The sequence below is a fragment of the Pseudomonas sp. GL-R-26 genome (assembly GCF_019947365.1).
GTDB lineage: Bacteria > Pseudomonadota > Gammaproteobacteria > Pseudomonadales > Pseudomonadaceae > Aquipseudomonas.
In genome coordinates this window covers 15788-35163 of the sequence record NZ_JAGYGI010000023.1, presented here as the reverse complement: position 1 = coordinate 35163, position 19376 = coordinate 15788, and the positions used below count along the sequence as shown (strand labels likewise).

The following is a 19376-nucleotide window of genomic DNA, read 5'->3' as shown; positions in this document are numbered from 1 at the left end:
GGTAGAAAATGCAATTTCATAAAAATATCAACGCATTACGAGCACTCGCCGTCATATCCGTAGTGCTTTTCCACTTCAAGATCGAAGGGTTCGGTGGGGGGTTTGCGGGGGTTGACGTCTTTTTCGTCATATCCGGCTTCCTGATGACCGGAATCATCTTTACCGGCCTCCAAAAACAAAATTTCTCCCTCCTTGGGTTCTACGCATCAAGAGCACGCCGAATTGTTCCGGCGCTATTGGCTCTGTGCGTTGCGCTATTGGTGTTCGGCTTCGTGTTTCTACCCTTGGACGACTACCGGGACACCATCAGAACGATCAAAAGCAGCTTGCTCTTCAGCTCAAATTTCATGTTTGCCAAAGGCGGGAGCTATTTCGATGCTCCGCTGCACGAGAACTGGTTGCTGCATACCTGGTCGCTGTCAGTTGAGTGGCAGTTTTACATGCTCTATCCCGTGCTGCTCATGGCGCTATACAAATGTTTTGGTGCCCGCAAGACCACCCATGCACTGATGGTGTTGGCCTTGATGTCCTTCGGCGCGTCCATCCTTGTGACGAAGGCCAATCCCGTATTTGCGTTCTACATGCTGCCAACCCGTGCCTGGGAGCTGATCGCGGGGGGACTGGTATTTCTGTTTCCCCTTCAACTCGGCAAGCGCAACAGCACGGTTTGCGAGGGACTCGGGCTACTGGCAATTCTGACCAGTGTGTTCTGCTTTTCTGAGCAGGATCTCTGGCCGGGGTATCTTGCGGCGCTACCGGTCTTGGGCACAGCGCTAGTGATCTACGGGAATACTCAGTCAGTTTTCAGCAACCACAAGGCTCTGCAATTCACCGGAAAAATCTCTTACTCCGTTTACCTGTGGCATTGGCCGCTGGTGGTGTTTCTCTATAGCTGCGGCTTGCTTACGAGCGTGCCGCACATTGTGGGAGCAATCGCTCTTTCGTTCGCGTTGGGTGCACTTTCGTTCTACCTGATTGAGTCGAAGGTGAAGAAGATTACGTCTGCACCAGGAACCATCCTCAAATTCGCGTCATACGCAGTAGGGGTTGTTGCCTTGTCAGCCATAACGTCCTCGGTAGTGAAGAACCACCCGGCCGTGCGGTTTGCATTTGTCGACTTGGGGCAGCCCGAATACACCAGCAAGCTGTACCCGCAGGAGTGCTACCCCAACAACTATGCCGCCTCCGATTGCAAACTCGGGACGGGTGAAGTGTCGGTCATCCTGTTTGGCGACAGTCATGCACAATCTACGGCTGCGGCTGTCCAGATGGAGAACCAGCAGGCCGCATTGTCTTGGGCTCGCGGCGGCTGCCCCCCACTGCAAAACTTCGCAATGCGAGACAAAGAGCTGGAAAGCCAATGCCAAGCGTTCAACCATGAAAAACTGGAAGTATTGAAAAGGTCGTACCAGGGCATCCCTGTAGTGCTGTTCAGCAGGGCGGCGCTGTACTCAGACCCAAGCAGAAACAACAGCTACCGTATTTCCTTCCCTGAACAGAAGAACCTGGATGATTCATCATTTGTCGAGACCTACACGGCGCAATACTCCGACGTCGTCTGCTCGATCGCGAAAAATCATCCGGTTTATATGGTGAAGCCGATTCCGGAAATGCCCTTCAGCGTCTACAAAGGCTTGAATCTGCATCGGCGGATATTCCAGCAGGCATCAGACATTTCGATCCCGCTGTATGAGTATGAGCAGCGCAACAGGAACGCTATCGCCGTAATTGAAGCAGTTGCAAAGCGTTGCAACGTAACGGTGGTAGACCCAACTCCATACCTTTGTCCTGACGGACACTGCATGGGGTCCAAGGACGGCGTTCCACTGTACTTCGATGACAACCATCTCGTGGATGCCGGCAATCAACAGCTGAAGGGGTTGTTCAAAGGAGTGGCGAAAGGCATATAGGCCCTGGGAGGCGCTCCAACGCCTCCGCCAGGGTCAGACAGGGTGTCTTTGAGGATGCCCTCGTCAATGACTCATGTGGCCCGCAAATCGAGCATCAACGCAGCCAGGTCACCGCCAGACGAAACACTTACCTAACCAAGCGCCTGCTGAACGACTCATCCATCGCCACCGCGCAGTGGGCGCAGCTTCGGTCGCTCTGCTTTATTGCAGGCAAAAAAAAATCCGGAAATCCTCACTTGCGTGGGCCTTCCAGACTTTTAAAACTGCTACAAAAATGGTGGGTCGTGTGGGATTCGAACCTACGACCAATTGGTTAAAAGCCAACTGCTCTACCAACTGAGCTAACGACCCGCTGTGTGGTGGCGCGTATAATACTGATTTTTAAGGACTATTCAACACCTATTTTGAAATAAATCAAAAATAAGGGGTTGGATCACTGATTCCGGCCGCCGCAAAGCCTTCCGCACGCAGTCGGCAGCTGTCGCATTTGCCACACGCACGGCCGTTATCGTCAGCTTGATAGCAGGAAACGGTCATCCCGTAATTGACGCCCAGCTTCACGCCAGCCTCAACGATCTGCGCCTTGCTCAGGTTCTGCAGAGGCGCCTGAATGCGGAAGCCATTGCCTTCGACACCGGCCTTGGTTGCCAGGTTGGCCATGCGCTCGAACGACTCGATGAACTCAGGACGGCAGTCCGGGTAACCGGAGTAATCCACCGCGTTGACGCCGATGAAGATGTCCCGTGCGCCGAGTACCTCTGCCCAGCCCAGGGCCAGGGACAGGAACACCGTGTTACGCGCAGGCACGTACGTCACGGGAATGCCTTCACCCAACTCTTCCGGAATATCGATGCTGGTGTCGGTCAGGGCCGAGCCGCCCATGCCGTTCAGGTTCAGACCGATTACCTTGTGCTCGACCACACCCAGATCCCGCGCCACACGCTCGGCGGCGTACAGTTCGGCGTGAGAGCGCTGACCGTAGTCGAAGCTCATGGTGTAGCAGCTGTAGCCTTCGGCACGGGCCATGGCCACGACAGTCGCCGAGTCCAGGCCACCGGACAGCAGGATGACCGCACGTTTTTCAGCAGTATTGAGTTGTTCAGTCATTTCAGCGCCCCGGCTCGTCATTCCATAGATATTTATGCAGCTGCAATTGCAAACGCACTGGCAGGTTGTCCGCCACCACCCAGTCCGCCAGATCCCGAGCATTGAGATCATGGTGACTTGGTGAAAACAGGACTTCACCGGCACGCTGATCCAGACCGTACTGGATCAGCTTGGAAACGGACCAGTCATAGTCCTCTCGCGAACAGATGACAAACTTCACCTGATCATTAGGCGTGAGCAGCTCGATGTTTTCGTAGCGATTGCGGTGCGCTTCCTTCGAACCCGGGGTTTTCAGGTCGACAACGCGGCTGACCCGGGAATCTACTGCCGAAATATCGATGGAGCCACTGGTTTCCAGTGACACTTCGTAACCGGCGTCACACAAGCGCTTGAGCAAGGGAATGGCGTTGGGCTGAGCCAGGGGCTCGCCGCCCGTGACGCAGACGTATCGCGGGCGAAAACCGGCAACTTGCTCGAGGATGTCATCGAGCGTGCGGATGGTTCCGCCTGTGAACGCATAGGCGCTGTCGCAGTATTGGCAACGCAGAGGGCAACCGGTCAGGCGCACAAAAACAGTGGGCAGGCCAGCAGTCCGCGTTTCTCCCTGCAACGAGTAGAAAACTTCGGTGATTCTCAATGTGTCTTGCATAGTCGCCACGGGCGTAACAGCTAAACAGGCTGTCCGCCTCCGTCAGGCACTTGAAGGAACCCCGGCAAAGCGCAGGCCCCTAAAAGCGTGTTTCATAAAAAGGGCGTGAATTCTAACGAAAAAACCCGCGACAAGCGCGGGTTTCTTTGAAACGGATCAAGCAGGCTTACATTTTTTGCAGATCGCGCTGGGCCAGCTGAGCGGCGGAAGTGCCCGGATATTGGGACACCACCTGCTGCAGAATGCCTTTGACCCGGTCGGTATGACCCAGGCGACGCTCTACGTCAGCGAGCTTGTACAGCGAGTCCGGCACTTTCGCGTGCTTGGGATACAGCTGCGAAACCTTGGCAAATGCCTGACCTGCGCCTTGCAGATCGCCTTTGGCCAGGTTCACTTCGCCCAACCAGTACTGGGCGTTGCCCGCATACTGGCTGTTCGGGTACTTGCGCAGGAAAGCGGAAAAAGCCTGACTGGCCTTGTCGAAGTCCTTGGCCTTGATCAGGTCGAAGGCAGCATCGTAATAGAGCTTTTCCTTCGCCGGATCCGCCGGTTCGCTACCCGCGGCAGGTGCTTGAGCAGCGGCTGCGCCAGCTGCCGCACCTGCTGCTGCACCAGCGGCATTCATATCACCACCGGTGGAAGAATTTTCAGGAGTCGCGGCTGGTGCAACGCCGGTTCCTATGCGCCGATCAAGATCCTGGTATCGCTCCAGGTTTTCCTGCTTCATGCGCGCTACATCATTTTGCAGAACTTCGATCGCACCTTGCTGGCGCTCGATCTGTTGCTGCATTGATTGCAGTTGGTTGAACAGCTCGCCCTGTGCCGAGACAGGGGCCGAAACCCCTCCCCCGGCATAGGCGCCGTTCGTACCGTAACCTGCAGGCGGATAACTACTCCCGCTATTGTTATAGCCGGAGTCATTATCGACCACAGGAACCGCAGCCCACACCGCAAGCGGCGCGAGGCTGAGAGCCAAGACAGTTACAGCACGACGGCACGTTCGCATGACGAATTACTTACGCAGTTCGACGCGACGGTTTTGAGCCCAGGACTGCTCGTCGTTGCCGGTAGCAACTGGACGCTCTTCGCCGTAGGAAACCAGTTCCAGCTGAGCTGGGGAAACACCTTGCAGTACCAGGTAGCGCTGAACGGCTTTCGCACGACGCTCGCCCAGTGCCATGTTGTACTCACGAGTACCACGTTCGTCGGTGTTGCCTTCCAGAACAACGCGAGCGCCGTTTGCTTTCAGGTCTTTGGCGTGAACGTCCAGAGCGCGCATGGCTTCTGGCTTCAGGTCCGAACTGTCGTATTCGAAGTAGAAAGTGGTGATAGCGCGCAGTGCAGCTTCTTCGCTCAGGGAGCCGTCAACTGCACCAGTGTTTGCGCCGTAACCAGCGTTTGGATCTACCGCGCCTTCACCGGCATTGTCGCCGCCTTTGGACGAGCAACCTACAGCTACAGCCATGGCCAGTGCCAGCGCAGCAAATTTACCAAACTTCAGCATTTCCATCGTGAAACTCCTAATGAACCCCAGTGTGTTAAGTACAACGTATAGCGCCGCGTCAGTTCAGGTAAGGGGACCAGGAAGGTTCTCTGACTTCGCCTTGTGCGGTAGGAAGCGGGAGCCTTACGCGTCCATTGATGGACACGAGCATCAAGACTCCCCGGCCCTGCTGGCGGGTGGCGTAGATTACCATGGTGCCGTTGGGCGCGACAGTAGGCGACTCGTCCAGAGTGCTATCAGTGAGGATTTTTACGCTACCGCGCTGCAAATCCTGGGCCGCCACCTTGAAATTGGTGAAGCCATCCTGACGGTGAATCATGACAAGCGTCTTTTCATCAGCCGACAGTTTAGGGTTGGCGTTGTAGTTACCGACGAAAGTCACGCGTTCGGCACCGCCACCACCGGCACTGGTCTTGTAGATCTGCGGCTTGCCGCCACGGTCGGACGTGAAGTAGATGGTCGAGCCATCCTTGCCCCAGAACGGTTCGGTATTGATGCCGGGACCGTTGGTAACGCGGCTGATCTGACGCGAGCCCAGGTTCATCACATAGATGTCCGGGTTGCCGTCTTTCGACAGTACGAACGCCAGGCGATTGCCATCCGGCGACCAGGCTGGCGCGCCGTTCAGGCCTTCGAAGTTAGTGATCTGCTCACGGCGACCGGTGTCGATGTTCTGCATGAAGATGCGTGGACGCTTCTGCTCGAAGGAGACATAAGCGATGCGCTTGCCATCCGGTGCGAAACGCGGCGACAGGATCGGCTCGCGCGACTGCAGCAGGGTCACGGCGCGAGCACCGTCGTAGTCCGAACGTTGCAGGGTATAGCGAGTATTGTTCTCGGAGAAACGCTCGGCCGTTACGTACAGCAGGCGAGTCGAGAAGGCACCCTTGATACCCGTGAGCTTTTCGAACGACTGGTCGGAGATGTAGTGCGCCATGTCGCGCAACTGATCAACGCCGCCCGACACGCTGCCGGTCAGCACTTGCTGCTCGGTGGCCACGTTGAACAGTGCGTATTGCACCTGCAGGCGACCGCCCGCCGGCACAATGCTGCCGACCATGACGTACTGGGCACCCAGCGCCTTGAAGTCACGGAAGATGATTTCGCTGGCCTGGCTCGGCTGGCTGATCATGTTCTGCTTTGGAAGCGGCGAGTAGTAACCCGAGTTGCGCAGGTCGTTACCGATGATTTCCGCCATATCGTCCGGCAGCACGCTACCGCCCTGGAAGCCGAACGGTACTACGGCGATCGGGGTCGCCCGATCGCTGCCACTGGTAACCAGAATGTTTTTCTCATCTGCCATCGCCATCCCTGCCATGCAGCAGATAACGACCAGCATTCCTCGAAGAAGGTTTCTCACAAGGCTAGATCCTCAGGTGTGAATGTCATCTTGAATGAACGATACGGAGCGAAATCACTCGGCTTCATTCCCTGCATTTCTGTCAAACGTCCAATATTCTTCACCGCTGCAACAGCCGAGGCGTCAAACGGACCGTCGCCACTGGACTTGGACACGCTGACCGAAGTCACCGTACCGTCCGGCAACATGCCGATTTGCAACACGACCGTCATGCCCTTGCGCGCCGAAGGTGGACGAGCCCAGCCTTCCGCTGCACGCGCACGAATCAGGTCATCGAAACTGCCGGCGACTTCGTCGCCCTGCTCATCGGCCAAGGCCTGCTGACGCTGCGGCGTGTCGGAAAGCAAATCTGCCAGGGCCTGGGCCTTTTTGTCTTCGGCGGATTTACGCGCCGCGTCCTGCGATTTCTTCTTCGCAGCATCGGCGGTAGCTTTCTTCTTCGCTTCCTCGGCGACTTTCTTCTTCGCCTCTTCAGCTTCAGCTTTCTTCTTGGCGTCTTCCGCGGCTTTCTTCTTCGCGTCTTCGACGATCTTTTTCTTGGCTTCTTCAGCGGCCGCTTTCTTGGCCTCTTCTTCCGCAGCTTTCTTGGCTTCTTCTTCAGCTTTCTTCTTGGCTATATCAGCCAATTGTTTCTCTTCTGCCTTCTTGGCTTCCGCGGTTTTCTTCGCATCGTCGGCTTTCTTGGCTTCATCAGCCTTTTTCGCCTCGTCCGCTTTCTTCGCCTCGTCGGCCTTCTTGGCTTCTTCGGCCTTTTGAGCCGCCTCTTCTTTCTTTTGTTCCGCAGCCTTCACCGCTTCCTGCTCGACCTTTTTCTGTTCCATCTGCTCGACTTCGGTCTGACGCGCAGCAGATTTCTGCGCTTCACCGGCAATCTTCTGATTGGTCTGGGTGGTCGCCCGACTTTTCGATTTCAGCTGGTACAAGGTCGCCTGGACAATCGGCTTGGCCGGCGGCAGTTCCGGGGTAAAGGCAAAACTGACGAACAGCATGCCGAACACCAGCACGTGCAAGCCAATCGCCCAGACACTAGGCCAGAAGTAGCTTTCCGAGGCGGACGGCTCTCGCTGTTGCTGCATCAGGGCGCCTCGGTAATCAAGCCAACATTACCGACCCCGGCTTTCTGCAACCCGCCCATGGCCCCCATGACGGAACCGTAATCGACACTCTTGTCGCCGCGAATGAAGACCTGGGTACGCTTGCCGCCTTCGTTGCCGACGCGAATGATCTTGGTCACCGCGTCAGTCATCTGCGGCAGGGTCATGGCCCGATCCTGCTGCTTTTCGGTGTCGACTTCGCTGCCAAGGTTCCAGTAGTAGGTCTTGTCGGATTTGATGGAAATGGTCAGGACCTGTGTGTTGTTGTCCTGCGGCAAGGCTTCGCTGGAAACCTTGGGCAGATCAACTTTCACGCCCTGATTGAGCATCGGCGCGGTCACCATGAAGATCACCAGCAGCACCAACATCACGTCGATGTAAGGCACCACGTTCATCTCGGCGACCGGCTTGCGCTTTTTGCGAGCTCGAGCGATTAAAGCCATTGGAAATTACCTGCTTATTCTTCGCTGGTGTGCACTTTGCGGTGCAGGATCGCCTGGAACTCGTCGGCGAAGGTGTAGTAGCGGCCCAGCAGGGTTTCGCTGCGAGCAGCAAAACGGTTGTAAGCGATTACGGCAGGGATCGCGGCAAACAGACCGATGGCCGTGGCGATCAGTGCTTCGGCGATACCCGGGGCCACAGTGGCCAGGGTCGCTTGCTGGGCGGTCGCCAAGCCACGGAAGGAGTTCATGATGCCCCAGACCGTACCGAACAGACCGATGTACGGGCTGACGGAACCAACGGTGGCCAGGAAGGGCAGGCTCTGCTCGAGCTTTTCTTCTTCGCGGGAAATGGCGACGCGCATGGCACGGGCCACGCCTTCCATGACCGCTTCCGGGTCAACGCCTGGCTGCTGGCGCAGACGGGAGAATTCCTTGAAGCCGGCACGGAAGATTTGCTCGACGCCCGAATCAGGGTCCGGATTGCTGCCGGCCTGACGGTACAGTTTGGACAGGTCGATACCCGACCAGAAGCGCTCTTCGAAGCTCTCCAGGGCACGTCGACCGGCGCGCAGCAGGTTGCTGCGCTGAAAGATCATGATCCACGAGGTCACCGATGCGGCTACCAGGATCAGCATTACCAGTTGCACCACGATACTGGCATTGCTGACCAGGCTCCACATGGAGGAATGGTCGACGACGTTAGCTTCCACGCTTTATCTCCTGCTTTGAGTGTGTACCCGCGCCGCTCACGTCGGCAAAGGCCGCTCGTAGAGCTTCGGGAATGGCCCGGGGTTTCAAACTTTCAGTGCGCACACAGGCCACCAGAAACTGCCCTTCGCAGAGCAGCACATTATCCGTTGCCCGCCTGACCTGCTGCTTGAAGCGCAGGCTGGCACGGTTCAATTCGATTACTTCAGCGCTTACCAGCAGTTCGTCATCCAGTCGCGCCGGCGCGTGGTAGCGCGCTTCGCTGGAATGCACGACGAACAACAGGTCCTCGCCGGCAAGCGTGGATTGGGCAAAGCCCAGATCTCGTAGCCGCTCGGTTCGAGCCCGTTCCATAAACTTGAGGTAATTAACGTAATACACGATGCCCCCCGCATCGGTGTCCTCGTAATAAACGCGACAGCGATGTGCGAAAGGCTCAAGCCCGTTTTGCGCGCGCATACTCTAGTGCTTACTCCTCAGGTTGCCAATCCGGCATGGCAACTGTTTTTCATTGTTCTGCGGCTTTCACGTGAAAGTACGGTCCTGGGACCCTACATTGCCCGAAAAAATCAGCACGCAATGTTAATTAATCGTCAGCGGCATCGAGAAACTCGTCTACCACGGGCATTTCGCCCAATCGTGACGGAATGTTTAAACCGAAATGCAGGTAGGCATGCCGCGTCACCACCCGCCCCCGTGGCGTGCGCATGATGTAGCCCTGCTGGATCAGGTAAGGCTCCAGCACGTCTTCAATGGTGTGACGCTCTTCGCTGATGGCGGCGGCCAAGCTGTCGACCCCGACTGGCCCACCGTCGAACTTTTCGATCATGGTCAACAACAGACGCCGGTCCTGGTGGTCGAAGCCCCGCTCGTCGACGTCCAGCAGGTTCAGCGCCAGGTCGGCAATCGGCTTCGTGATGTGGCCCTTGGCGCGAACTTCGGCGAAGTCGCGCACCCGGCGCAGCAAACGGTTGGCGATTCGTGGGGTGCCACGGGCACGTCGGGCGATTTCGAAAGCACCTTCCGGGTCCAGCGGCAAACCGAGGATGCTCGCCGAACGACTGACAATCGTCGACAGGTCGGCGGTATTGTAGAACTCAAGACGCTGGACGATACCGAAACGGTCACGCAACGGGTTGGTCAGCATCCCCGCCCGCGTCGTTGCGCCGACCAGGGTGAACGGCGGCAGATCCAGCTTGATCGAACGCGCGGCCGGCCCCTCACCGATCATGATGTCGAGCTGGAAATCCTCCATGGCCGGGTACAGCACCTCTTCGACGATGGGCGACAGGCGATGGATTTCGTCGATGAACAGCACATCGTGGGGCTCAAGGTTGGTCAACAGCGCCGCCAGGTCACCGGGGCGCTCCAGCACCGGCCCCGAGGTGCTCTTGATCGACACGCCCATTTCCTGGGCGATGATGTTGGCAAGGGTGGTCTTGCCCAGGCCGGGCGGCCCGAAGATCAACGTGTGATCCAGGGATTCGTTACGACCGCGAGCGGCCTGAATGAACAACTCCATCTGCTCGCGAACGGTCGGCTGGCCAATGTATTCGGCCAGGCTGACCGGGCGAATGGCGCGGTCCTGGACTTCTTCGCGCTCACGCGGGCTGTGCGTGGCAGCGATCAGACGATCAGCTTCAATCACTTAGATCATTCCCTTCAAGGCGCGGCGGATCATGTCTTCACTGCTCAAATCTTTCTCCTTGATCGCAGACACCGCCTTGCTCGCTTCCTGTGGCTTGTAGCCCAGGGAAATCAAGGCGCTGACGGCGTCAGTCTCGGCAGTGTTCACCGGAGCCGGTCCATCCGGCTGGTTCGGCACCAGGGCGAACATGGCCGGTACGGTTTCCCAGGCCTTGAAGCGATCCTTGAGCTCCACCAGCAAGCGCTCGGCGGTTTTCTTGCCGACGCCCGGGACCTTGGTCAACGCCGAAGTGTCCTGGGACTGTACGCAACGAACCAGTTCATCGACTTCCAGGCTCGACATCAAGGCCAGGGCCAGTTTCGGTCCGACGCCGTTGAGGCGGATCAATTCGCGAAAAAAATCGCGCTCACGCTTGCCGACAAAACCATAGAGTAACTGTGCGTCTTCGCGCACGACCAAATGGGTATGCAAGGTTAGCGGCTCACCGACCGACGGCAAGCGGTACAGGGTCGTCATGGGCACTTCAAGTTCATAGCCCAGGCCATTTACATCCAGAATCAGATGGGGAGGCTGCTTCTCAGCCAGGGTGCCGCGCAAACGTCCAATCACGTTACAAATCCTTGAGCGTTGGCCAGCTCTTGGCCAGCGACTGATAGAGCGAGGGATTACCGCCGACAACCCAGGCGGAACGCCCTCACTCCATGAAAATGATTGCTGATGCTATCAGAGACGCAGACGCCCGCCACGACTGCGTGCAGCACCCAGACCGTGGGGCAGCAGACTGGAGCGGGTATGAGCATGGCAGATCGCAATCGCCAGGGCGTCCGACGCATCGATCTGGGGTTTGCTGGTCAATTTCAGCATGTGCATGACCATCATCTGCACTTGCTCTTTATTAGCCGCACCGGTGCCAACCACCGCTTGCTTGACCTGGGTCGCGGAGTATTCGGCAATTTCCAGGTTTTCTTCCGCGCCCGCCACAATGGCGGCGCCACGGGCCTGCCCCAGTTTCAGGGCGGAATCGGCGTTACGGGCCATGAACACCTTTTCGATCCCCATGGTCACCGGATGGTAAGTCTGAATGATCTCCCGCACCCCGCGGTAGACAATCTGCAGACGTTCATGCAGCTCGCCGGCACCGGTGCGAATACAACCGGAAGCGACGTACTCACAGCCACGGCCGGTATCACGAACCACACCGTAACCGGTGATGCGCGAACCGGGGTCGATACCAAGAATTAAAGTCATAACGCCTGCGGGTTAAGTAAAAGCACGAAATTCAATACAACGAATAACAAATGTGGGAGCGAGCCTGCTCGCGAAAGCGGCTTCATATTCAGCAACGATGCTGCCTGAAATTCCGCATTCGCGAGCAGGCTCGCCCCCACAATGAATCCTGGTCGCCCTTAACCGAGCTGTGCCGCCACCGACTCCGGGATGTCCGCATTGGAGTAGACGTTTTGCACGTCATCCAGGTCTTCGAGCATGTCGATCAGCTTGAGGACTTTCTCGGCGCCTTCCAGATCGAGCTCGGCGCTGGTGGTCGGCAGCATGACGATTTCCGCGTCGTCACCTTTGAAACCCGCCGCTTCCAGTGCGTTACGCACGGAATAGAACCCGGCAAACGAGGTGAAAACGTCGATCGAACCGTCTTCGTTGGTCACCACGTCATCGGCGTCGGCTTCCATGGCGGCTTCCATCAGTGCGTCTTCGTCAACGCCAGCAGCGAAGGAGATCTGCCCCTTGCGTTCGAAAAGATAGGCCACCGAACCGTCAGTCCCGAGGTTGCCGCCACATTTGCTGAACGCGTGGCGAACAGCGGCGGCGGTGCGATTACGGTTGTCGGTCATGCACTCGACCATCACTGCGACGCCACCCGGGCCGTAGCCTTCGTAGGTCAGCTCGACCATGTCGTCGGTATCGGCGGCACCGGCACCACGGGCGACTGCCCGATCGATGATGTCGCGACTCATGTTCGCGCCAAGGGCCTTGTCCAACGCCAGGCGCAGACGCGGGTTGGAACCTGGATCACCGCCGCCCTGGCGGGCCGCGACAGTCAGCTCACGAATCCACTTGGTGAAAATCTTGCCTTTTTTGGCATCCTGACGTTCTTTGCGGTGCTTGATGTTCGCCCACTTGGAATGACCTGCCATAACTCGCTCCGAATTCTCTTTGAAACATTGCCCGCTGCGCTGTATTGCGCCAGCCGGCAAACAAAAATCTTGAACAGCTCTATCTATAAAGAAAGGGCGCATCCGCAGATGCGCCCTTCAGGTCAGCCTTACTCGGCCTTAGGCGTTTCGCGCAGACGAATGTGCAGTTCGCGCAATGCCTTGGCATCTACCTGGCCCGGAGCCTGAGTCATGACATCTGCCGCGCTCTGGGTTTTCGGGAAGGCGATCACTTCACGGATCGACTGGGCGCCGGTCATCAGCATCACCAGACGGTCCAGGCCGAAGGCCAGGCCACCGTGCGGCGGCGCGCCGTATTTCAGGGCGTCGAGCAGGAAGCCGAATTTCTCTTCCTGTTCCGCTTCGTTGATGCCCAACAGGCGGAAGACCGCTTGTTGCATCTCTTTGCGGTGGATACGAATCGAACCGCCACCCAGCTCGGTGCCGTTCAACACCATGTCGTAGGCACGGGAAAGAGCGCCCGCCGGGTTGACTTCCAACTCCGCCGGGGAGCACTTCGGCGCGGTGAACGGGTGGTGCAAGGCGCTGAAGCTGCCGTCGTCGTTCTCTTCGAACATAGGGAAGTCAACGACCCACATCGGAGCCCATTCGCAGGTCAGCAGGCTCAGGTCGTGACCGAGCTTGATGCGCAATGCGCCCAACGCTTCGCTGACGATCTTGGCCTTGTCGGCACCGAAGAACACGATGTCGCCGTCAACTGCACCAACACGATCCAGGATCACGTTGAGGTTGGCTTCAGGGATGTTCTTCACGATCGGAGATTGCAGGCCGTCAACGCCATTCGCGCGCTCGTTGACCTTGATGTACGCCAGGCCCTTGGCGCCGTAGATGCCGACAAACTTGGTGTAGTCGTCGATCTGCTTGCGCGGCATGCTCGCGCCGCCAGGCACGCGCAGTGCGGCGATGCGGCATTTAGGGTCATTGGCCGGGCCGCTGAACACCTTGAAGTCGACTTCCTTGAGCTGATCGGCAACGTCCACCAGTTCCAGCGGGTTACGCAGGTCTGGCTTGTCGGAACCGTAGCGGCGCATGGCTTCTTCGAAGGTCATGTGCGGGAACTCGCCGAACTCCAGGCCCAGCACTTCCTTGAACAGGTTGCGGATCATTTGCTCGGTCAGGCCCATGATCTCTTTTTCATCGAGGAAGCTGGTCTCGATGTCAATCTGGGTGAATTCCGGCTGGCGGTCGGCACGCAGGTCTTCGTCACGGAAGCACTTGGCAATCTGGTAGTAACGATCGAAGCCGGCCACCATCAGCAGTTGCTTGAACAGCTGCGGCGATTGCGGCAAGGCGAAGAACGAACCGGCATGAGTTCGGCTCGGCACGAGGTAGTCGCGTGCGCCTTCCGGGGTGGCACGGGTCAGGATCGGCGTCTCGACGTCGAGGAAGCCGTTCTCGTCCAGGAAGCGGCGGATGCTGGTGGTCATGCGCGAACGCAGACGTAGCTTCTCGGCCATTTCCGGGCGACGCAGGTCGAGGAAGCGATAGCGCAGGCGGGTTTCTTCGCCGACGTCGGAGAACTCGTTCAACGGGAACGGCGGGGTTTCCGACTCGTTCAGCACTTCCAGTTCGTAGCCCAGGACTTCGATCATGCCCGACGCCATGTTGGCGTTGGTCGCACCGGCCGGACGCAGGCGAACCTTGCCGGTGATCTTCACGACGTACTCGCTGCGCACGCGATCGGCAGCGGCGAAGGTTTCAGCGCGGTCCGGATCGAACACGACCTGGGCCAGACCATCACGATCACGGATATCGAGGAAAATCACCCCACCGTGGTCACGGCGACGGTGGACCCATCCGCAAAGGGTAATTTCCTGGCCGTCCAGGCTTTCGTTCAGTTGGCCGCAATAATGGCTGCGCATCATGGTCGTGGTTTCACTTCTCGTAATTCGAAATTCGGTTGGAGGCCTTGGGCACATCCGCTACAGGATGATGCAAGAACCCACGCGTGTCGTTCAACTCAGGTCACAACTCAGGGGCCGGGCCTTAGTCAGCTTTGTCGCCGCCGGCCAGGTTCTTCTTGGAACCGGTCTTGAAATCGGTTTCGTACCAACCCGTGCCGCTGAGGCGGAAGCCCGGCATGGACAGCAACTTTTTAAGCTCTGGCGCCTGACAGGCAGGGCAGTCGACCAGCGGTGCATCGCTGATCTTTTGAATGGCTTCCAACTGATGACCACAGGAAGCACATTGATAATCGTACATCGGCATGGAGGTTGTCTCGGCGATCAGATTGCTACCGCACACGCAGGGTTTTGCGGCAAAGAGCGGGATTATATCCATTAAATGCGGCCTGTGCAGCCGTAAGACTGCACAGACCGACACTCTGCTGCTTTCGCCGTCCAGACTAGGCCGTGGCGATGCAACCCCCTTTCTTGAGACTGTGCACGACACAGACAACCCGCACCAATCCACTGAAGTTCCTTACCCCGCCGTGACGCAAGTGAACTTCGCGATCCACATGAGACAGCAGGTTATTGACCGAGCAACCATTGACCCGGGCCATCTCCCCCAAAATATCCCAATAAACCTGCTCAAGCCGCAAACAGGTGGCGAAGCCATTCAATCGTACGGAGCGGGACAAGGGCTGGGCCAGCCCCATATCGAACTCGCGAACAAACGGATCAACCCTTACATCCTTGTGCGAACCGCATCGCCCCTCTTCTTGCCTTTCATAAACCATAACGCTGACACTCCTTTGCCATCCTGGTTTCTTTAAGCGCAACTGTCTGTCGACTTATAAAAACGCAGATGCAAAGGTATTTTCCAGCCGACTTTATGACCCTCGACGTAGGATAAGCCAACAACTTTTGGCAGACCCTGGAGAACGTCCTACTCCGGACATTTTCCCACGCAGCAAAGCGATGCCCCCTTCAGAAGCACCGTATGGAATTGTGTAGGAAAGAAGAGCGCGAAGCATCCATGCCGTTTTTTCATGCACCTGCATACGCCGGGTCAGCAAATCGGCCATAGATAGGTACCGCAGTCCCGTAACTTGGGGCAACCTGCGGCAATTTGCCCCCAAAAGAGCCGCCGGACGCCCTGATTTGAGTAGCCTGCGGCTTTGCTGTTAAATAGACAGCGTGTCGCCAGTGCCTATTTTTTCCGGGCACGGCGCATAGGCTGATACCGGGTACGTGTCCAACGCCTCTTTATTATCTTGAAGCGAACCGTGCGCCATCAGCTCTTCCTTGTGAGCTGTCTTAACGTGAGTTAATCAAAATGTTGAAAATCGTCCATCTGTTGATAGGCGCAGCGGCCTTGCTGCTGTCCTTCATCCCTAGCCTGCAATCCGAAGCCCTACCTTACCTGCAACAACCTGACGCACTGTACCTGGCCTTTTTCGGCCTGCTCAATCTCACACTTGCGCCTGTCATCCCTTACTGGAACAAAGGCCCGCGCCACCAACTGCAAAACCTGGTCAGCGCCCTGCTGGTGCTGAGCGTGGTCCTGCAAACCCTGACGCTGATCGCACCGATGCCCGTCATCGCCGGTCAACCCGCCGTACTGTTCAGCCTGGTCGCAGCCCTGATCGCCGTTGCCCTGCACCTGGGCATCAGCTTCTACAAGTCGTCACCAGCTGCCGCCTCGCCAAGCTACGACATGAGCAACCGCGATACCGGTACCGTCAAGTGGTTCAATACGTCCAAAGGCTTCGGCTTCATCTCCCGCGATTCCGGCGACGATATCTTCGTCCACTTCCGGGCCATTCGCGGTGAAGGCCACCGCGTCCTGGTCGAAGGCCAGCGCGTGGAGTTCTCCGTCATGAATCGTGACAAGGGCCTGCAAGCCGAAGATGTGATCGCCGCACTGCCGCGCCGCTGATTCAAGGCCAAAAAAAACCGCGCACAGCCCAGCTGTCCGCGGTTTTTTCATGCCTGCAACGTGCTTAATAGTGCGGCGGCGGTGCTTCTTCTTCGAATGACTCGAACTGCCCGACCATTTCCTCCTGCCGCTTGAGCAGCGCGGCCATTTGCAGCTGCAGACGCTCGACCACCCGCTGCTGCGCCACCAGCACATCGTTCAATGCCTGGATGGTGTCATCCTGAAACGCCAGACGGCTTTCAAGCTCGGTAACGCGTTCTTCCAGGCTCATGATTCAGCCCTCCAGAAACGTAAAGTCATCGGCCAAAATCAAGCGCAAACGTTCGCGAATCGCGGCGATCTGCTCCGAACTGTAGGGTTTTGCAGGATGCTTACCCCATACCGGTGCAGGCCAGGCAGCATCTTCACGCTTGCGCACAATCACATGCATGTGCAACTGACTGACGACATTGCCCAGCGCCGCCACATTCAACTTGTCCGCATCGAACGCGTCCTTGAGCACTTGCGACAGCGCAGTTGTTTCCTGCCAAAGCTGTTGCTGTTCTGCGACATCCAACTGAAATATCTCGCTGATAGCCTCGCGACGAGGTACCAGGATGAACCAGGGATAGTTCGAATCGTTGGACAGCAGCAACCGGCAGAGCGGAAAGTCCCCGATCGGTAACGTGTCTTGTTGAAGTCGTGGATCTAAAGCGAACACTGCGCGTACTCCCGCCGGGTCATCATTTTTCAGCTTAGCGCCCATCCTGACGGAACAGCGCACCAAGCGACCGGACGGCAGCATACCTGCGAACGGCGCACGCTTCACGGCGAACCTTGCATCGAGGCCACGAGCGCCAGCGAAAAGATGACAGCCGCCCCCGGATGGGACGATTTTCGCTGCCGCGCACCATTACAGAACCGAATAGCAGGCAAAAAACGCCGAAATGACTGACCAGCAAGAAAGAGCTCGCTTCAGGCAAGCGGCCGACAGAGATGAATTCAATACAAGGCTAAAATTTTTTTGCACCAAAACCGCACAGTGGGTCTACGCTGAACGCTTCGACATCCGCCATTTACTCAGTGGTGGGGTGAACCGGTAACATTTCTGATTGCCAGGCTGTCGATGAAAGGGGCGCAACATGATGCCAGGCAAGGCGTCAAGCCAAAACTAAAAGCGCTTGAACCCCCGGTTTTATGAGGTTTTTACAGCACTTGGCAGTCAACTGGAAAAAAAGCGTAACAAAACACGAATTTGTGCACGCTTGTTGCATTCATACCCAACATCGCCCGATGTGGCACCCGCTGGAAGCGGAGACACTCAGGCAAAAAAATAGTGGCAAGGTAGCCCGATGGAGATTCAAACGTTTCACCAGGACTCTTTTTACCGACGGCAAGGCGCAGAAAACAGCATTAAAGTTGTCCGCCCGGTTGCGTCGGAGCTGGAAATTTGCGACATCTACCACGCTATTTGCGACAGGGTCGTAAAGAAGGCGAAAGGTTAGATACGCAAGTATCGCCAACATTGTCGGCGTGATATAAGTTTGCGCCGACACAAAAAGAAAGAGCCGCCCAGATAATAAAACAGGTGGGACGGCAGTACTCTTCTAAAACCAAAGGAGCAAATCACGATGCGCGTGATGAAGTGGAGCATGATCGCACTGGCAGTTGCAGCAGCAGCCAGTACTCAGTTGGCAGTAGCCGCACCTTTCGTAAGCGACCAGGCCGAAGCCAAAGGTTTCGTTGAAGACAGCAAACTCGACTTGCTGGTTCGCAACTACTACTACAACCGTAACAAGAAAGACGGCGCAGTCGATGACAAAGACTGGACCCAGGGCATTCAGGGCATGTACAGCTCGGGCTACACCCAAGGTCTGATCGGTGTTGGCGTTGAAGCTTGGGGCCAACTGGCCATTAAGCTGGACGGTTCCGACAAATATGCAGGTTCCGGCAACATGTCCGTGGACTCTGATGGCGAAGTTAACAACAGCCAGGGCAAAGCCGGCGCTGCCGCCAAGTTCCGCATCTCCAAGACCGAGCTGAAAATCGGCGACATGCAGCCAAGCACTTCTCCGGTGTTCGCTGTTGGCGGCTCCCGCATCCTTCACCAAACTGCCAGCGGCATCCAACTGCAGAGCAGCGAAGTCAAAGACCTCGACCTCGAAGCCGGTCACTTCTACTCGGCAACCAGCCAGGACCGCAACGCTCGTGACGGCGAACTGTTCGCTACTTACGCTGGCGTGACAGCCAACTCCATCGACTACTTCGGTGGCAAGTACGGCATTACCCCGGACCTGAGCGTATCGCTTTACGGTGCCAAGCTCGAAGACGTCTGGAACCAGTACTACGCCAACGCGAACTACACCCTCGCACTGGGCGGCGACAACTCGATCAACTTCGACGGTAACATCTACAACACCAAGGATACCGGTAACGCTAAAGCAGGCGACATCGGCAACACCGCCTACTCGCTGGCCGCTGCTTACTCGTTCCTGAAAGCGCACACCCTGACCCTGGCCTTCCAGAAGGTCAACGGCGATACCCCGTTCGACTACATCGGTGTGGGTGACAACAACCGTGGTGGCGACTCGATTTTCCTCGCCAACTCCATTCAGTACTCTGACTTCAACGCCCCGGGCGAGAAGTCGGTACAAGCCCGTTACGACCTGAAAATGGCCGAGTACGGCGTACCTGGCCTGAGCTTCATGGTCCGCTACGTGAATGGTTGGAACATCGACGGTACCAACACTCCATCGAACAGCACCTACACCGGTCTGTACGGTGCAGACGGCAAACACCACGAAACCAACGTGGAAGCCAAGTACGTCGTTCAATCCGGCCCAGCCAAGGATCTGTCCTTCCGCATCCGCCAAGCATGGCACACCGCCAATGCTGACGAAGGCGAAGGCGATATCTCTGAGTTCCGCCTGATCACCGACTACCCGCTCAACATTCTGTAA

At 57.2% G+C, this 19376-nt stretch carries 21 protein-coding genes, 1 tRNA gene and 1 pseudogene; 3 read left to right on the top strand and 20 right to left on the bottom strand.

Annotation, left to right across the window (positions count from 1 at the left end; genetic code table 11):
- Positions 1-8 precede the first annotated feature (8 nt).
- The gene (locus tag KGA96_RS21785) at positions 9-1910 is read left to right on the top strand and encodes an acyltransferase family protein (RefSeq protein ID WP_223514918.1); all 1902 of its coding nucleotides are present in this window, start codon (positions 9-11) and stop codon (positions 1908-1910) included.
- A 275-nt stretch (positions 1911-2185) separates the two neighbouring features.
- On the opposite strand, the gene KGA96_RS21780 is transcribed toward KGA96_RS21785, so the two are convergent.
- The 18 genes and pseudogenes from KGA96_RS21780 to KGA96_RS21695 all read right to left on the bottom strand — a co-directional run.
- A tRNA-Lys gene (locus KGA96_RS21780) sits at positions 2186-2261 on the bottom strand.
- A gap of 63 nt (positions 2262-2324) precedes the next feature.
- Complete coding sequence (queC, locus tag KGA96_RS21775; RefSeq protein ID WP_046042216.1) at positions 2325-3017, bottom strand: 7-cyano-7-deazaguanine synthase QueC; 693 nt, start codon at positions 3015-3017, stop codon at positions 2325-2327.
- Position 3018: 1 nt separating this feature from the next.
- Complete coding sequence (gene queE, locus KGA96_RS21770) at positions 3019-3666, bottom strand: 7-carboxy-7-deazaguanine synthase QueE (protein ID WP_007995628.1); 648 nt, start codon at positions 3664-3666, stop codon at positions 3019-3021.
- 166 nt (positions 3667-3832) lie between these two features.
- On the bottom strand, positions 3833-4672 hold the full coding sequence (ybgF, locus tag KGA96_RS21765) for a tol-pal system protein YbgF (protein ID WP_046042214.1): 840 nt from the start codon (positions 4670-4672) through the stop codon (positions 3833-3835).
- Positions 4673-4678: 6 nt separating this feature from the next.
- Complete coding sequence (pal, locus tag KGA96_RS21760) at positions 4679-5176, bottom strand: peptidoglycan-associated lipoprotein Pal (protein WP_003178634.1); 498 nt, start codon at positions 5174-5176, stop codon at positions 4679-4681.
- Positions 5177-5228: 52 nt separating this feature from the next.
- Positions 5229-6509 (bottom strand): Tol-Pal system beta propeller repeat protein TolB, encoded by a 1281-nt coding sequence (gene tolB / locus KGA96_RS21755; RefSeq protein WP_167362903.1) that lies wholly within the window; start codon positions 6507-6509, stop codon positions 5229-5231.
- Positions 6510-6526: 17 nt separating this feature from the next.
- Positions 6527-7606, bottom strand: coding sequence for a cell envelope integrity protein TolA (gene tolA / locus KGA96_RS21750; RefSeq protein WP_046042213.1), 1080 nt, complete (start codon positions 7604-7606; stop codon positions 6527-6529).
- Positions 7606-8058, bottom strand: coding sequence for a protein TolR (gene tolR / locus KGA96_RS21745; RefSeq protein WP_162135951.1), 453 nt, complete (start codon positions 8056-8058; stop codon positions 7606-7608). Before tolR ends, tolA begins: the two co-directional genes overlap by 1 nt.
- Before the next feature lie 23 nt (positions 8059-8081).
- Positions 8082-8777 carry a protein TolQ gene (tolQ, locus tag KGA96_RS21740; RefSeq protein ID WP_008147369.1) on the bottom strand — a complete coding sequence of 232 codons (696 nt, stop codon included), beginning with the start codon at positions 8775-8777 and terminating at the stop codon, positions 8082-8084.
- The gene (ybgC, locus tag KGA96_RS21735; protein WP_008052449.1) at positions 8767-9234 is read right to left on the bottom strand and encodes a tol-pal system-associated acyl-CoA thioesterase; all 468 of its coding nucleotides are present in this window, start codon (positions 9232-9234) and stop codon (positions 8767-8769) included. The genes tolQ and ybgC overlap by 11 nt, the downstream gene beginning before the upstream one ends.
- 127 nt (positions 9235-9361) lie before the next feature.
- The gene (ruvB, locus tag KGA96_RS21730) at positions 9362-10423 is read right to left on the bottom strand and encodes a Holliday junction branch migration DNA helicase RuvB (protein ID WP_046042209.1); all 1062 of its coding nucleotides are present in this window, start codon (positions 10421-10423) and stop codon (positions 9362-9364) included.
- Positions 10424-11032 carry a Holliday junction branch migration protein RuvA gene (gene ruvA, locus KGA96_RS21725; RefSeq protein ID WP_008052450.1) on the bottom strand — a complete coding sequence of 203 codons (609 nt, stop codon included), beginning with the start codon at positions 11030-11032 and terminating at the stop codon, positions 10424-10426.
- 114 nt (positions 11033-11146) lie between these two features.
- A complete protein-coding gene (ruvC, locus tag KGA96_RS21720; protein WP_046042207.1) occupies positions 11147-11671 on the bottom strand; it encodes a crossover junction endodeoxyribonuclease RuvC in 525 nt (174 codons plus the stop codon).
- Between the two features lie 158 nt (positions 11672-11829).
- Positions 11830-12576: a YebC/PmpR family DNA-binding transcriptional regulator gene (locus tag KGA96_RS21715; RefSeq protein ID WP_046042206.1), complete on the bottom strand. Its 747-nt coding sequence runs from the start codon at positions 12574-12576 to the stop codon at positions 11830-11832.
- A gap of 128 nt (positions 12577-12704) precedes the next feature.
- Positions 12705-14480: an aspartate--tRNA ligase gene (gene aspS, locus KGA96_RS21710; protein ID WP_046042205.1), complete on the bottom strand. Its 1776-nt coding sequence runs from the start codon at positions 14478-14480 to the stop codon at positions 12705-12707.
- A gap of 121 nt (positions 14481-14601) precedes the next feature.
- A complete protein-coding gene (locus KGA96_RS21705; RefSeq protein WP_032829812.1) occupies positions 14602-14823 on the bottom strand; it encodes an FmdB family zinc ribbon protein in 222 nt (73 codons plus the stop codon).
- A 136-nt stretch (positions 14824-14959) separates the two neighbouring features.
- Positions 14960-15295 carry a ribbon-helix-helix domain-containing protein gene (locus KGA96_RS21700; RefSeq protein WP_080925346.1) on the bottom strand — a complete coding sequence of 112 codons (336 nt, stop codon included), beginning with the start codon at positions 15293-15295 and terminating at the stop codon, positions 14960-14962.
- 216 nt (positions 15296-15511) lie between these two features.
- Positions 15512-15580, bottom strand: a pseudogene (locus KGA96_RS21695) (DNA starvation/stationary phase protection protein); the annotation flags it as partial.
- 254 nt (positions 15581-15834) lie between these two features.
- On the opposite strand from KGA96_RS21695, the gene KGA96_RS29765 reads away from it, so the two are divergent.
- Positions 15835-16437: a cold-shock protein gene (locus tag KGA96_RS29765; protein WP_008052457.1), complete on the top strand. Its 603-nt coding sequence runs from the start codon at positions 15835-15837 to the stop codon at positions 16435-16437.
- A gap of 64 nt (positions 16438-16501) precedes the next feature.
- On the opposite strand, the gene KGA96_RS21685 is transcribed toward KGA96_RS29765, so the two are convergent.
- Positions 16502-16708 (bottom strand): SlyX family protein, encoded by a 207-nt coding sequence (locus tag KGA96_RS21685; protein ID WP_008052459.1) that lies wholly within the window; start codon positions 16706-16708, stop codon positions 16502-16504.
- 3 nt (positions 16709-16711) lie between these two features.
- Positions 16712-17137 (bottom strand): HIT domain-containing protein, encoded by a 426-nt coding sequence (locus KGA96_RS21680; RefSeq protein WP_046042371.1) that lies wholly within the window; start codon positions 17135-17137, stop codon positions 16712-16714.
- A gap of 910 nt (positions 17138-18047) precedes the next feature.
- On the opposite strand from KGA96_RS21680, the gene KGA96_RS21675 reads away from it, so the two are divergent.
- The gene (locus tag KGA96_RS21675; protein ID WP_223465463.1) at positions 18048-19376 is read left to right on the top strand and encodes an OprD family porin; all 1329 of its coding nucleotides are present in this window, start codon (positions 18048-18050) and stop codon (positions 19374-19376) included.

What these genes read in the sequence shown, in the direction of transcription:
- KGA96_RS29765 (WP_008052457.1), top strand. Translation starts at nt 15,835, where the DNA reads ATGTTGAAAATCGTCCATCTGTTGATAGGCGCAGCGGCCTTGCTGCTG.
- KGA96_RS21785 (WP_223514918.1), top strand. Translation starts at nt 9, where the DNA reads ATGCAATTTCATAAAAATATCAACGCATTACGAGCACTCGCCGTCATA.
- tolA (WP_046042213.1), bottom strand. Translation starts at nt 7,606, where the DNA reads ATGCAGCAACAGCGAGAGCCGTCCGCCTCGGAAAGCTACTTCTGGCCT.
- aspS (WP_046042205.1), bottom strand. Translation starts at nt 14,480, where the DNA reads ATGATGCGCAGCCATTATTGCGGCCAACTGAACGAAAGCCTGGACGGC.
- KGA96_RS21675 (WP_223465463.1), top strand. Translation starts at nt 18,048, where the DNA reads ATGCGCGTGATGAAGTGGAGCATGATCGCACTGGCAGTTGCAGCAGCA.
- tolB (WP_167362903.1), bottom strand. Translation starts at nt 6,509, where the DNA reads ATGCTGGTCGTTATCTGCTGCATGGCAGGGATGGCGATGGCAGATGAG.
- KGA96_RS21700 (WP_080925346.1), bottom strand. Translation starts at nt 15,295, where the DNA reads ATGGTTTATGAAAGGCAAGAAGAGGGGCGATGCGGTTCGCACAAGGAT.
- KGA96_RS21685 (WP_008052459.1), bottom strand. Translation starts at nt 16,708, where the DNA reads ATGAGCCTGGAAGAACGCGTTACCGAGCTTGAAAGCCGTCTGGCGTTT.
- ybgF (WP_046042214.1), bottom strand. Translation starts at nt 4,672, where the DNA reads ATGCGAACGTGCCGTCGTGCTGTAACTGTCTTGGCTCTCAGCCTCGCG.
- pal (WP_003178634.1), bottom strand. Translation starts at nt 5,176, where the DNA reads ATGGAAATGCTGAAGTTTGGTAAATTTGCTGCGCTGGCACTGGCCATG.
- KGA96_RS21715 (WP_046042206.1), bottom strand. Translation starts at nt 12,576, where the DNA reads ATGGCAGGTCATTCCAAGTGGGCGAACATCAAGCACCGCAAAGAACGT.
- KGA96_RS21705 (WP_032829812.1), bottom strand. Translation starts at nt 14,823, where the DNA reads ATGCCGATGTACGATTATCAATGTGCTTCCTGTGGTCATCAGTTGGAA.
- queC (WP_046042216.1), bottom strand. Translation starts at nt 3,017, where the DNA reads ATGACTGAACAACTCAATACTGCTGAAAAACGTGCGGTCATCCTGCTG.
- queE (WP_007995628.1), bottom strand. Translation starts at nt 3,666, where the DNA reads ATGCAAGACACATTGAGAATCACCGAAGTTTTCTACTCGTTGCAGGGA.
- ybgC (WP_008052449.1), bottom strand. Translation starts at nt 9,234, where the DNA reads ATGCGCGCGCAAAACGGGCTTGAGCCTTTCGCACATCGCTGTCGCGTT.
- ruvC (WP_046042207.1), bottom strand. Translation starts at nt 11,671, where the DNA reads ATGACTTTAATTCTTGGTATCGACCCCGGTTCGCGCATCACCGGTTAC.